Here is a 13,596-nt window from a genome sequence, read left to right as displayed (position 1 = left end):
CCGGGATGCGAGGGAAACTCTTCAGAAGGAATTGCTTAACTGTTACACACAGCTTCAACCCGGGCAGCTCCGCACGAGCAACCTGAAAGTGAAAAGATATGATAAATGCAAATCGTCCGATAATGAATCTCGACCTCGATCTGCTGAGAACGTTTGTTGCGGTCGCCGATCTCAACACTTTTGCAGCAGCTGCTGCCGCCGTTTGCCGTACCCAGTCCGCCGTGAGTCAGCAAATGCAGCGGCTGGAACAACTGGTTGGTAAAGAGCTTTTTGCGCGTCATGGACGTAATAAGCTTTTAACAGAACATGGTATTCAGCTTCTGGGTTATGCCAGAAAGATACTGCGCTTTAATGATGAAGCCTGTATGTCATTAATGTTTAGCAACCTTCAGGGAGTGTTAACATTAGGGGCGTCAGATGAATCAGCAGATACCATTTTACCCTTCCTTCTCAACCGAATTAGCTCGGTTTATCCGAAGCTTGCCCTGGACGTTAGCGTTAAACGCAATGCCTTCATGGTTGAGATGCTGAAAGAAAACGAGGTTGACCTGGTGGTCACCACGCATCGACCTGGCCAGTTTGACAGCCTGACGCTGCGTACTTCTCCAACGCACTGGTACTGTGCCGCAGAGTATGTATTGCAGAAAGGTGAGCCGATACCCCTGGTCCTGCTGGACGATCCCAGTCCGTTCCGCGATATGGTGCTGGCTGCGCTCAACGAAGCCGGTATTCCATGGCGCCTGGCGTACGTGGCGTCAACCTTGCCCGCAGTGCGAGCGGCGGTGAAGGCCGGGCTTGGCGTAACGGCCCGTCCGGTGGAGATGATGAGCCCCGATCTGCGTGTGCTGGGTCAATCCGAGGGACTCCCGTCGTTGCCGGATACGGAGTACCTGCTGTGCCATAACGCCGCCAGCAACAACGAGCTGGCAAAAGTGGTGTTCGAGGCAATGGAAAACTACCACAATCCATGGCAGTACGCGCCTGTTACTCCCGAAGGAGGGGACGACTCCCTGATCGTGGAAGGGGATTTTGAGTGATCATTCCCTCAAAATTCTCGTAACAAAATGTAAGTGCAAAAAAGAGCCACTCGCATGATTTTTTCCTGCGAGTGGTTTTTTTTGCTATTCATAACCGTGAACGGAGCAGGGATAAAGCAAATACCGCTTATTTATCAATGCAGTAAATGTTTTTGGTTAAGATGTAAACAATACCTGTTCTAACTTACCTCATACCCCGCCGATGTTAAAAAAACAGGAAATATGTTGCTGTTTTTTTGATTGAATTAACAAAAGCGTGTCTCAGATCAAGAAAATACTCCCATTTGGGGGGAGGAATCGTTGGCAAATCCTGTCAAAATAGGAGGGTTATTTTTTTTACTTCCAAAACGGACACGATTCAACAAGATGCATTTGACGGAAAGTCATGTACCCACCAGGGTTAAAGGGCACCAAATGTTAATGAGAATCGCACGTTGTAATTTAATGTGAAGAAACCTTTGTTAAAGTTGACAAAAGGTTATAGAAAGGAGTAAAAAACCCCATCATTTTGCTGTCTATGTCTCATTTCTGACAGTTAGTGTAAGGTTATTTTGTTCCTCCCCATGAATCGATGTGATGCCCATCTGCCAGCAAGAGCAGTGTCGTCGGTATCACTTTTGATGAGTAAGCAATGAGTATGTCAACATCCACAGAAGTCATCGCTCATCACTGGGCATTCGCAATCTTTCTTATTGTAGCCATTGGCCTGTGCTGCCTGATGTTAGTCGGCGGCTGGTTCCTGGGCGGTCGCGCCCGCGCAAGGCACAAAAACACACCTTTCGAATCAGGTATTGATTCAGTAGGTACCGCTCGCTTACGCCTGTCTGCCAAGTTCTACCTGGTAGCCATGTTCTTCGTCATTTTTGACGTGGAAGCGCTTTACCTCTTCGCGTGGTCTACCTCCATTCGCGAAAGTGGTTGGGTGGGCTTTGTCGAGGCCGCAATTTTCATTTTAGTGTTACTGGCCGGTCTGGTTTATCTGGTGCGTATTGGCGCGCTGGACTGGACACCTGTGCGTTCACGCCGTGAACACATCAACCCGGAAAACAGTATCTCTAATCGTCAGCAGTAACAGCGAGGCAATAAGATGGATTATACGCTCACCCGCATAGATCCTAACGGTGAGAATGACCGTTACCCCCTGCAAAAACAGGAGATCGTAACCGACCCCCTGGAGCAAGAAGTCAACAAAAGCGTGTACATGGGCAAGCTCGAACATGCCATGCACGACATGGTCAACTGGGGTCGTAAGAACTCCATCTGGCCATACAACTTTGGCCTTTCTTGCTGCTACGTTGAAATGGTGACGTCATTCACTGCGGTGCATGACGTTGCGCGTTTTGGGGCCGAGGTACTGCGTGCTTCTCCACGTCAGGCTGACCTGATGGTGGTGGCCGGGACCTGCTTTACCAAGATGGCACCAGTTATTCAGCGTCTTTATGACCAGATGCTGGAGCCAAAATGGGTTATCTCCATGGGCGCATGTGCAAACTCCGGCGGTATGTACGACATTTATTCCGTTGTGCAGGGCGTTGATAAGTTCATTCCGGTGGATGTGTACATCCCGGGCTGCCCGCCGCGTCCAGAGGCCTATATGCAGGCGCTGATGCTGCTCCAGGAGTCAATTGGTAAAGAACGCCGCCCGCTTTCATGGGTTGTTGGCGATCAGGGTGTCTATCGCGCGAACATGCAGTCTGAGCGCGAGCGTAAACGTGGTGAACGTATTGCCGTCACCAACCTGCGTACGCCTGACGAAATTTAATTTGCGCCTGTGGGCCTGGAGAACACCTTCGCATATCACTACTCAAATAGCGCGAAGCCAGGCTTAACAGTCACCACGGACCATTTGCAATGGTGAACAATATGACCGACTTAACCGCGCAAGAAGCCGCCTGGCAGACCCGGGATCATCTCGATGACCCCGTCATTGGCGAACTGCGCAACCGTTTTGGGCCGGATGCCTTTACTGTTCAGGCCACCCGCACCGGGGTACCCGTTGTTTGGGTGAAGCGTGAGCAATTACTGGAAGTTGTCGATTTCCTCAAGAAATTGCCAAAACCTTACGTCATGCTGTTTGACTTACACGGCATGGACGAACGTCTGAGAACGCACCGCCAGGGTCTCCCTGCTGCGGATTTTTCCGTTTTCTACCACCTGATCTCAATAGACCGCAACACGGATATCATGCTCAAGGTGGCATTGTCTGAAAACGACATGCATCTGCCGACGATCACCAAACTTTTCCCGAACGCCAACTGGTACGAGCGCGAAACCTGGGAAATGTTCGGCATGACCTTTGACGGTCACCCGCATCTGACGCGCATCATGATGCCGCAGACCTGGACCGGCCACCCGCTGCGTAAAGACTACCCGGCACGCGCCACTGAATTTGACCCGTTTGAGCTGACCAAAGCCAAGCAGGATCTGGAGATGGAAGCGCTGACCTTCAAGCCGGAAGACTGGGGCATGAAGCGCGGCACCGAAAACGAGGACTTCATGTTCCTCAACCTCGGTCCAAACCACCCCTCTGCGCACGGTGCATTCCGTATTATCCTTCAGCTTGACGGCGAAGAAATTGTCGACTGCGTCCCTGACATCGGCTACCACCACCGTGGTGCCGAGAAGATGGGCGAGCGTCAGTCCTGGCACAGCTACATTCCGTACACCGACCGTATCGAATACCTCGGCGGCTGCGTGAACGAAATGCCATACGTGCTGGCCGTTGAGAAGCTGGCAGGCATCACCGTCCCGGATCGCGTTAACGTGATTCGCGTGATGCTGTCTGAACTGTTCCGTATTAACAGCCACCTGCTGTACATCTCCACGTTCATTCAGGACGTCGGCGCGATGACGCCGGTCTTCTTCGCCTTTACCGACCGTCAGAAAATCTACGATCTGGTGGAAGCGATTACCGGTTTCCGTATGCACCCGGCCTGGTTCCGCATCGGCGGTGTGGCGCACGATCTGCCGCGCGGCTGGAACCGTCTGCTGCGTGAATTCCTCGACTGGATGCCGAAACGTCTGGCGTCTTACGAGAAAGCCGCGCTGCGTAACTCCATCCTGAAAGGCCGTTCTCAGGGCGTTGCTGCCTACGGCGCGAAAGAAGCGCTGGAGTGGGGAACCACAGGTGCAGGTCTGCGTGCGACCGGGATTGATTTCGACGTGCGTAAAGCCCGTCCTTACTCTGGTTACGAGAACTTCGACTTTGAAGTCCCGGTTGGCGGCGGCGTATCCGACTGCTATACCCGCGTGATGCTGAAAGTGGAAGAGCTGCGCCAGAGCCTGCGCATCCTTGAGCAGTGCCTCAACAACATGCCGGAAGGCCCGTTCAAGGCGGATCACCCGCTGACGACGCCGCCACCGAAAGAGCGCACGCTGCAACATATCGAAACCCTGATCACCCACTTCCTGCAAGTTTCCTGGGGCCCGGTCATGCCGGCACAGGAATCCTTCCAGATGATTGAAGCGACCAAGGGTATCAACAGCTACTACCTCACCAGTGACGGCAGCACCATGAGCTACCGCACCCGCGTGCGTACGCCAAGCTTCGCGCACTTGCAGCAGATCCCGGCCGCCATTCGCGGCAGTCTGGTCTCCGACCTGATTGTGTATCTGGGTAGTATCGATTTTGTTATGTCAGATGTGGACCGCTAATTATGCACGAGAATCAACAACCACAAACCGAGGCTTTTGAGCTGAGTGAAGCAGAGCGTGCCGCCATTGAGCACGAGATGCACCACTACGAAGACCCACGTGCGGCGTCCATTGAAGCGCTGAAAATCGTACAGAAACAGCGTGGTTGGGTGCCGGATGGGGCGATCTACGAGATCGCAAAAGTGCTGGGTATTCCGGCGAGTGACGTAGAAGGCGTAGCCACGTTCTACAGCCAGATCTTCCGTCAGCCGGTAGGCCGCCATGTGATCCGCTACTGTGACAGCGTGGTCTGCCACATCACCGGTTATCAGGGCATTCAGGCTGCGATTGAGAAGAAACTCAATATCAAGCCGGGCCAGACCACCTTCGACGGACGCTTTACTCTGCTGCCAACCTGCTGCCTGGGTAACTGCGACAAGGGGCCGACCATGATGATTGATGAGGACACTCACAGCCATCTGACGCCGGAAGCAATTCCTGACCTGCTGGAGCAGTACAAATGAAAACTGTAATTCGTACTGCTGAGACGCATCCGCTGACCTGGCGTCTGCGTGATGACAAACAGCCGGTCTGGCTCGACGAATATCAGAGCAAAAACGGCTATGCCGGCGCGCGTAAAGCCCTCGGCGGCATGGCGCCGGACGACATCGTTAACGCGGTGAAAGAGTGTGGCCTGAAAGGCCGCGGCGGCGCGGGCTTCTCCACCGGTCTGAAGTGGAGCCTGATGCCGAAAGATGAATCCATGAACATCCGTTACCTGCTGTGTAACGCCGATGAAATGGAGCCGGGTACCTATAAAGACCGCCTGCTGATGGAACAGCTGCCGCACCTGCTGGTGGAAGGCATGCTGATCTCCGCGTTCGCGCTGAAAGCGTACCGTGGCTATATCTTCCTGCGCGGTGAATACATCGAAGCGGCTGAAAACCTGCGTCGCGCGATTGCCGAAGCCACTGAAGCCGGTCTGCTGGGTAAAAACATCCTGGGCACCGGGTTTGACTTCGAGCTGTTCGTGCACACCGGTGCCGGGCGTTATATCTGCGGTGAAGAAACCGCGCTGATTAACTCCCTGGAAGGCCGCCGCGCGAACCCACGCTCCAAGCCACCGTTCCCGGCAAGCTCCGGCGTGTGGGGTAAACCGACCTGCGTCAACAACGTCGAAACCCTGTGCAACGTCCCGGCGATCCTCGCGAACGGCGTGGAGTGGTATCAGGGCATCTCCTCAAGCAAAGATGCCGGTACCAAGCTGATGGGCTTCTCCGGTCGCGTGAAGAACCCTGGCGTCTGGGAGCTGCCGTTCGGCACCACCGCACGCGAAATTCTTGAAGACTACGCCGGCGGCATGCGCGATGGCCTGAAATTCAAAGCCTGGCAGCCGGGTGGGGCAGGGACGGACTTCCTGACCGAAGCCCACCTTGACCTGCCAATGGAGTTCGAAAGCATTGGTAAAGCAGGCAGCCGTCTGGGTACGGCGCTGGCGATGGCCGTCGACCATGAGATCGGCATGGTATCCCTGGTGCGTAACCTGGAAGAGTTCTTCGCCCGCGAGTCCTGCGGCTGGTGTACACCGTGCCGTGATGGTCTGCCGTGGAGCGTGAAGATCCTGCGTGCTATCGAACGTGGCGAAGGCCAGCCTGGCGATATCGAGACACTTGAGCAACTGTGTCGATTCTTAGGGCCGGGTAAAACCTTCTGTGCCCACGCACCGGGCGCCGTCGAGCCGCTGCAAAGCGCGATTAAATATTTCCGCGACGAATTCGAAGCAGGCATCAAGCAGCCGTTCAGCAATACCCATTCGATCAATGGTATTCAGCCGAACCTGCTGAAAGCGCGCTGGTAAAAACAGAATTTTGATTAACGCTCGGTTTCGGCCGAGCCAACTGGAAGCATGCTAATGGCTACGATTCATGTAGACGGCAAAGAATACGAAGTCAACGGGGCGGACAACCTGCTGGAAGCTTGTCTGTCTCTTGGCCTCGATATTCCGTACTTTTGCTGGCATCCGGCGCTGGGCAGCGTCGGTGCTTGCCGCCAGTGTGCGGTGAAGCAATATCAAAACGCGGAAGACACGCGTGGTCGCCTGGTGATGTCCTGTATGACGCCAGCCGCCGAAGGCACCTTTATTTCGATTGATGACGAAGAAGCCAAACAGTTCCGTGAAAGCGTGGTGGAGTGGTTGATGACCAACCACCCGCACGACTGTCCGGTGTGTGAGGAGGGCGGTAACTGCCACCTTCAGGATATGACCGTCATGACCGGTCACAGCTTCCGTCGCTATCGCTTTACCAAGCGTACCCACCGTAACCAGGATCTGGGGCCGTTCATCTCTCACGAAATGAACCGCTGCATCGCCTGCTACCGCTGCGTGCGTTACTACAAAGATTATGCAGACGGTCAGGATCTGGGCGTATATGGCGCGCATGACAACGTCTACTTCGGTCGTCCGGAAGACGGTACGCTGGAAAGCGAATTCTCCGGTAACCTGGTAGAAATCTGTCCGACCGGTGTATTCACGGATAAAACCCACTCTGAACGTTACAACCGTAAATGGGACATGCAGTTTGCGCCAAGCATCTGCCAGCAGTGCTCCCTCGGCTGTAACACCAGCCCGGGTGAACGTTACGGCGAACTGCGTCGTATCGAAAACCGTTACAACGGTACCGTTAACCACTACTTCCTCTGCGACCGCGGTCGTTTCGGCTATGGCTATGTGAACCTGAAAGACCGTCCGCGTCAGCCGGTTCAGCGCCGTGGCGACGACTTCATTACCCTCAACGCCGAGCAGGCGATGCAGGGCGCGGCAGATATTCTGCGTCAGTCGAAGAAAGTGATCGGCATCGGCTCCCCGCGCGCCAGCATCGAAAGCAACTTCGCGCTGCGCGAGCTGGTTGGGGCGGAAAACTTCTACACCGGTATCGCCCAGGGCGAGCAGGAACGTCTCCAGCTGGTGCTGAAAGTGCTGCGTGAAGGCGGCATTCATACGCCTGCGCTGCGCGAAATCGAATCCTATGATGCGGTTCTGGTGCTGGGTGAAGACCTGACGCAGACCGGCGCACGCGCGGCTCTGGCGGTTCGTCAGGCGGTGAAAGGTAAAGCACGTGAAATGGCAGCGGCGCAAAAAGTGGCTGACTGGCAAATTGCGGCCATTCTCAACATCGGTCAGCGCGCGAAGCATCCTCTGTTTGTGACTAACGTTGACAACACTCGTCTGGACGATATCGCCGCGTGGACCTACTGCGCGCCGGTTGAAGATCAGGCGCGTCTCGGCTTTGCCATTGCCCACGCGCTGGACAGCAACTCGCCGGCCGTTGAACTGGATCGCGACCTGCAAAACAAGGTCGATGTGATTGTTCAGGCACTGGCGGGGGCGAAGAAACCGCTGATTATTTCCGGTACCAACGCCGGTAGCGCTGAAATCATTCAGGCCGCAGCGAACGTTGCCAAAGCCCTGAAGGGCCGCGGCGCTGACGTCGGTGTGACTATGATTGCCCGTGCGGTGAACAGCATCGGTCTGGGTATGATTGGCGGCGGCTCGCTGGAAGACGCGTTAAGCGAACTGGAATCCGGTGCCGCTGACGCCGTTGTGGTGCTGGAAAACGACCTGCATCGCCATGCTTCTGCCGCTCGCGTTGACGCCGCGCTCTCCAGAGCGCCGCTGGTGATGGTTATCGACCATCAGCGCACCGCGATCATGGACAAAGCGCACCTCGTGCTCTCTGCGGCAAGCTTCGCAGAAAGCGACGGGACGGTGATCAACAACGAAGGCCGCGCCCAGCGTTTCTTCCAGGTTTATGACCCGGCCTACTACGACAGCAACACCGTGATGCTGGAAAGCTGGCGCTGGCTGCACTCTCTGCACAGCACCGTGCAGAGCCGTGAAGTGGACTGGACGCAGCTCGACCACGTTATTGACGCGGTTGTTGAGAAACTGCCTCAGCTGGCGGGCATTAAAGACGCCGCGCCTGACGCAAGCTTCCGCATTCGCGGCCAGAAACTGGCGCGTGAGCCGCACCGCTACAGCGGTCGTACCGCGATGCGCGCCAACATCAGCGTGCACGAACCGCGTCAGCCGCAGGATAAAGACACCATGTTTGCCTTCTCGATGGAAGGGAACAACCAGCCGTCTGCGCCGCGTTCGCAAATCCCGTTTGCATGGGCACCGGGCTGGAACTCCCCGCAGGCATGGAACAAGTTCCAGGCTGAAGTGGGTGGTCACCTGCGCCACGGCGATCCGGGCGTGCGTCTGATTGAAGCCTCCGAAACCGGTCTGGACTTCTTCACCACCGTTCCGGCGAGCTTCCAGGCGCAGGAAGGTCACTGGCGTATTGCACCGTACTACCATCTGTTCGGTAGCGACGAAATGTCCCAGCGTTCTCCGGTATTCCAGCAGCGTATGCCGCAGTCGTACATCAAGCTCAACCCGGCGGATGCCGCGAAGCTTGGCGTTAACGCGGGTGCGAACATTGCCTTTAGCTACGACGGCCAGACAATCAGCCTGCCGCTGATTATTTCTGAACGCCTGTCAGCAGGGCAGGTGGGTCTGCCGATGGGTATGCCTGGCATCGCGCCGGTCCTGGCGGGTGCGCATCTTGATAACCTTCAGGAGGCAAAAGCATGAGTTGGTTAACGCCGGATCTTATCGACATCCTGCTGAGCATTCTGAAAGCGGTTGTGATTCTGCTGGTGGTCGTCACCTGCGGCGCGTTCATGAGCTTTGGTGAACGTCGTCTGCTCGGTCTGTTCCAGAACCGTTACGGACCGAACCGCGTGGGCTGGGGTGGTTCACTCCAGCTGGTCGCGGACATGATCAAGATGTTCTTTAAAGAGGACTGGGTTCCGCGCTTCTCGGACCGCGTGATCTTTACGCTGGCGCCGATGATTGCCTTCACCTCGCTGCTGCTGGCGTTTGCTATCGTTCCGGTCAGCCCGACCTGGGTGGTGGCTGACCTGAACATCGGCATTCTGTTCTTCCTGATGATGGCAGGCCTCGCGGTTTACGCGGTGCTGTTCGCAGGCTGGTCCAGTAACAACAAATACTCGCTGCTGGGTGCGATGCGTGCTTCCGCGCAGACGCTGAGCTACGAAGTGTTCCTGGGTCTCTCCCTGATGGGCGTGGTGGCGCAGGCCGGTTCATTTAACATGACCGACATCGTCAACAACCAGGCCGACATCTGGAACGTTATCCCGCAGTTCTTTGGGTTTATTACCTTTGCCATCGCGGGCGTGGCGGTGTGTCACCGTCACCCGTTTGACCAGCCAGAAGCCGAACAGGAACTGGCCGACGGTTACCACATTGAATATTCCGGTATGAAGTTCGGTCTGTTCTTCGTGGGCGAGTACATCGGTATCGTCACCATTTCCGCGTTGATGGTAACGCTGTTCTTTGGTGGCTGGCATGGCCCGTTCTTACCGCCGTTCATCTGGTTCGCGCTGAAAACCGCGTTCTTCATGATGATGTTCATTTTGATTCGCGCAGCGTTACCGCGTCCGCGTTATGACCAGGTAATGTCCTTCGGCTGGAAAGTGTGCCTGCCGCTGACGCTCGTCAACTTGTTGGTAACGGCGGCTGTCATTCTCTGGCAGCAGCCATAAGGGGCTTTGAGATCATGACCTTAAAAGAATTATTGGTAGGTTTCGGCACTCAGGTACGCAGTATCTGGATGATCGGCCTGCATGCGTTTGCCAAACGCGAAACCCGGATGTACCCGGAAGAGCCGGTATATCTGCCGCCGCGCTACCGTGGACGTATCGTGCTGACGCGCGACCCGGACGGTTCCGAGCGTTGCGTTGCCTGTAACCTGTGTGCGGTAGCGTGTCCGGTGGGCTGTATCTCTCTGCAAAAAGCAGAGACGGTGGACGGCCGCTGGTACCCTGAGTTCTTCCGCATCAACTTCTCACGCTGCATCTTCTGCGGTCTGTGTGAAGAAGCGTGCCCAACCACGGCGATTCAGCTTACTCCAGACTTCGAGCTGGGTGAGTACAAGCGTCAGGATCTGGTGTACGAGAAAGAGGATCTGCTGATTTCCGGTCCGGGCAAATACCCGGAATATAACTTCTACCGGATGGCGGGTATGGCAATCGACGGCAAAGATAAAGGCGAAGCAGAGAACGAAGCTAAGCCTATCGACGTCAAGAGCCTGTTACCGTAAGGAGAGGGCAATGGAATTCGCTTTTTATATCTGTGGCCTTATCGCCATCCTGGCTACGCTGCGAGTGATCACGCATACCAATCCGGTGCATGCGCTGCTGTATTTAATCATCTCGCTGCTGGCTATTTCCGGGGTGTTCTTTGCGCTGGGCGCGCACTTCGCCGGTGCGCTGGAAATCATCGTCTACGCCGGGGCCATCATGGTGCTGTTTGTGTTCGTGGTGATGATGCTCAACCTGGGCGGCTCTGAAATTGAGCAGGAACGTCAGTGGTTAAAACCGCAGGTGTGGATTGGTCCGGCAATTTTGTCGGCCATCATGCTGGCGGTGATTGTTTACGCCATTCTGGGCGTCAACGACCAGGGTATCGACGGGACGCCAATCAGCGCGAAAGCCGTGGGTATCACCCTGTTTGGTCCGTACGTTCTGGCGGTTGAGCTGGCCTCAATGCTGCTGCTGGCGGGTCTGGTTGTGGCCTTCCACGTTGGCCGCGAAGAGCGTGTCGGCGAGGTGCTGAGCAACCGCACTGACGACCGCGCGAAAAGAAAAACGGAGGAACGCGCATGATCCCCTTAACACATGGACTGATCCTCGCTGCGATTTTATTCGTTCTGGGCTTAACCGGTCTGGTTATCCGCCGCAATCTGCTGTTTATGCTGATCGGTCTGGAAATCATGATCAACGCTTCCGCGCTGGCCTTTGTGGTCGCCGGTAGCTACTGGGGCCAGACCGATGGTCAGGTGATGTACATTCTCGCCATCAGCCTCGCGGCTGCTGAAGCGAGTATTGGCCTGGCGCTGTTGCTACAGCTCCATCGTCGCCGCCAGAACCTGAACATCGATTCAGTAAGTGAGTTGCGTGGATGAACATGCTTGCCTTAACCATTATTTTTCCGCTGATTGGCTTCGTGCTGCTGGCGTTTTCTCGCGGCCGCTGGTCTGAGAATCTGTCTGCCACCGTGGGCATTGGCTCTATCGGCCTGGCTGCGCTGGTCACAGCGTATGCGGGTATCGACTTCTTTAACAATGGACGTCAGGCCTACAGCGTACCGCTGTGGAACTGGATGTCGGTCGGTAACTTCAACATCGGTTTCAACCTGGTGCTGGATGGTCTGTCTCTGACCATGCTCTCCGTAGTTACCGGCGTCGGCTTCCTGATCCACATGTTCGCCTCCTGGTACATGCGCGGTGAAGAGGGATACTCCCGCTTCTTCGCCTACACCAACCTGTTTATCGCCAGCATGGTGGTTCTGGTGCTGGCCGATAACCTGCTGCTGATGTATCTGGGCTGGGAAGGCGTGGGTCTGTGCTCTTACCTGCTGATCGGTTTCTACTACACCGATCCGAAGAATGGCGCAGCGGCCATGAAAGCGTTCGTCGTGACCCGTGTGGGTGACGTGTTCCTCGCTTTCGCGCTGTTCATTCTTTACAACGAACTGGGCACGCTGAACTTCCGCGAAATGGTGGAACTGGCGCCGGCGCACTTCGAAGCAGGCAACAACATGCTGTGGTGGGCAACGCTGATGCTGCTGGGTGGCGCTGTGGGTAAATCCGCGCAGCTGCCGTTGCAGACATGGCTGGCCGACGCGATGGCGGGTCCAACCCCTGTCTCCGCGCTGATCCACGCCGCAACCATGGTTACCGCCGGTGTCTACCTGATTGCGCGTACCCATGGCCTGTTCCTGATGACCTCGGAAATTCTGCATCTGGTGGGTATTGTCGGTGCGGTTACGCTGGTGCTGGCAGGCTTTGCCGCGCTGGTGCAGACCGACATCAAGCGCGTGCTCGCGTACTCCACCATGAGCCAGATTGGTTACATGTTCCTGGCGCTGGGCGTTCAGGCGTGGGACGCCGCCATTTTCCACCTGATGACGCACGCGTTCTTTAAAGCGCTGCTGTTCCTCTCATCCGGTTCGGTGATCCTGGCCTGCCATCACGAGCAGAACATCTTCAAAATGGGCGGACTGCGTAAGTCCATCCCGCTGGTTTATGTCTGCTTCCTGGTAGGCGGCGCGGCGCTGGCGGCACTGCCGCTGATCACCGCGGGCTTCTTCAGTAAGGACGAAATCCTGGCGGGCGCCATGGCGAATGGTCATATCAATCTGATGGTTGCGGGTCTGGTCGGTGCGTTTATGACCTCCCTGTACACCTTCCGTATGATTTTCATCGTCTTCCACGGTAAAGAACAAATTCACGCTCACGCAGGGAAGGGGATTACCCACCACCTGCCGCTGATTGTGCTGCTGGTCCTGTCCACCTTCGTTGGCGCGATGATTGTGCCACCGTTGCAGGGCGTACTGCCGGCGACAACCGAGCTTGAGCACGGTCGCGTTCTGACGCTTGAAATCACCTCCGGCGTAGTGGCTATCGCGGGCATCCTGATTGCCGCATGGCTGTGGCTGGGCAAACGCACGCTGGTGACTGCCGTTGCCAACAGCGCGCCGGGCCGTCTGCTGGGCACCTGGTGGTACAACGCATGGGGCTTCGACTGGCTGTACGACATGATCTTCGTGAAGCCGTTCCTGGGCATTGCATGGCTGCTGAAGCGCGATCCACTGAACAGCCTGATGAATATCCCGGCGATCCTCTCTCGCTTTGCAGGTAAAGGCCTGCTGTTCAGCGAGAACGGTTATCTGCGCTGGTATGTGGCGTCCATGAGCATCGGTGCGGTTGTCATACTGGCGCTGCTGATGGTGTTGCGTTGATTTTGAGTTAGCGGGGATTGTCGGGTGGCGCTAGCGCTTACCCGACCTACGGACCGT

12 protein-coding genes are annotated in these 13,596 nt (G+C 56.1%); all 12 read left to right on the top strand.

All coding sequences use genetic code 11. From position 1 onward, the window contains the following. The first annotated feature begins 98 nt into the window (after nucleotides 1-98). The 12 genes from lrhA to nuoL all read left to right on the top strand — a co-directional run bounded on the left by lrhA (nucleotide 99) and on the right by nuoL (nucleotide 13,539). Nucleotides 99-1,037 carry a transcriptional regulator LrhA gene (gene lrhA, locus LOC22_RS03485; RefSeq protein ID WP_017693002.1) on the top strand — a complete coding sequence of 313 codons (939 nt, stop codon included), beginning with the start codon at nucleotides 99-101 and terminating at the stop codon, nucleotides 1,035-1,037. Between the two features lie 631 nt (nucleotides 1,038-1,668). After that, nucleotides 1,669-2,109 (top strand): NADH-quinone oxidoreductase subunit NuoA, encoded by a 441-nt coding sequence (nuoA, locus tag LOC22_RS03480; RefSeq protein WP_003861475.1) that lies wholly within the window; start codon nucleotides 1,669-1,671, stop codon nucleotides 2,107-2,109. Nucleotides 2,110-2,124: 15 nt separating this feature from the next. Then, a complete protein-coding gene (nuoB, locus tag LOC22_RS03475) occupies nucleotides 2,125-2,799 on the top strand; it encodes an NADH-quinone oxidoreductase subunit NuoB (RefSeq protein ID WP_003861482.1) in 675 nt (224 codons plus the stop codon). A gap of 89 nt (nucleotides 2,800-2,888) precedes the next feature. Then, nucleotides 2,889-4,691 carry an NADH-quinone oxidoreductase subunit C/D gene (nuoC, locus tag LOC22_RS03470; protein ID WP_230239359.1) on the top strand — a complete coding sequence of 601 codons (1,803 nt, stop codon included), beginning with the start codon at nucleotides 2,889-2,891 and terminating at the stop codon, nucleotides 4,689-4,691. A gap of 2 nt (nucleotides 4,692-4,693) precedes the next feature. Next, complete coding sequence (nuoE, locus tag LOC22_RS03465) at nucleotides 4,694-5,194, top strand: NADH-quinone oxidoreductase subunit NuoE (RefSeq protein ID WP_006176513.1); 501 nt, start codon at nucleotides 4,694-4,696, stop codon at nucleotides 5,192-5,194. Continuing rightward, nucleotides 5,191-6,528 carry an NADH-quinone oxidoreductase subunit NuoF gene (nuoF, locus tag LOC22_RS03460; protein ID WP_230239358.1) on the top strand — a complete coding sequence of 446 codons (1,338 nt, stop codon included), beginning with the start codon at nucleotides 5,191-5,193 and terminating at the stop codon, nucleotides 6,526-6,528. The genes nuoE and nuoF overlap by 4 nt, the downstream gene beginning before the upstream one ends. Before the next feature lie 54 nt (nucleotides 6,529-6,582). Continuing rightward, complete coding sequence (nuoG, locus tag LOC22_RS03455; RefSeq protein ID WP_230239357.1) at nucleotides 6,583-9,306, top strand: NADH-quinone oxidoreductase subunit NuoG; 2,724 nt, start codon at nucleotides 6,583-6,585, stop codon at nucleotides 9,304-9,306. Continuing rightward, nucleotides 9,303-10,280: an NADH-quinone oxidoreductase subunit NuoH gene (gene nuoH / locus LOC22_RS03450; protein WP_003861490.1), complete on the top strand. Its 978-nt coding sequence runs from the start codon at nucleotides 9,303-9,305 to the stop codon at nucleotides 10,278-10,280. The genes nuoG and nuoH overlap by 4 nt, the downstream gene beginning before the upstream one ends. A gap of 14 nt (nucleotides 10,281-10,294) precedes the next feature. After that, on the top strand, nucleotides 10,295-10,837 hold the full coding sequence (gene nuoI / locus LOC22_RS03445; protein WP_003861491.1) for an NADH-quinone oxidoreductase subunit NuoI: 543 nt from the start codon (nucleotides 10,295-10,297) through the stop codon (nucleotides 10,835-10,837). Nucleotides 10,838-10,847: 10 nt separating this feature from the next. Beyond that, nucleotides 10,848-11,402, top strand: a complete 555-nt coding sequence (gene nuoJ / locus LOC22_RS03440; protein WP_003861493.1) for an NADH-quinone oxidoreductase subunit J — start codon at nucleotides 10,848-10,850, stop codon at nucleotides 11,400-11,402. Beyond that, nucleotides 11,399-11,701 (top strand): NADH-quinone oxidoreductase subunit NuoK, encoded by a 303-nt coding sequence (nuoK, locus tag LOC22_RS03435; protein ID WP_003861496.1) that lies wholly within the window; start codon nucleotides 11,399-11,401, stop codon nucleotides 11,699-11,701. The genes nuoJ and nuoK overlap by 4 nt, the downstream gene beginning before the upstream one ends. Further along, nucleotides 11,698-13,539 carry an NADH-quinone oxidoreductase subunit L gene (gene nuoL, locus LOC22_RS03430; protein WP_203435887.1) on the top strand — a complete coding sequence of 614 codons (1,842 nt, stop codon included), beginning with the start codon at nucleotides 11,698-11,700 and terminating at the stop codon, nucleotides 13,537-13,539. The genes nuoK and nuoL overlap by 4 nt, the downstream gene beginning before the upstream one ends. Nucleotides 13,540-13,596 lie beyond the last annotated feature (57 nt).

Source organism: Enterobacter sp. AN-K1, from assembly GCF_020971765.1.
GTDB lineage: Bacteria > Pseudomonadota > Gammaproteobacteria > Enterobacterales > Enterobacteriaceae > Enterobacter > Enterobacter hormaechei_C.
The sequence above is the reverse complement of the archived record's forward strand: the minus strand, read 5'-3'. Positions and strand labels throughout refer to the sequence as shown.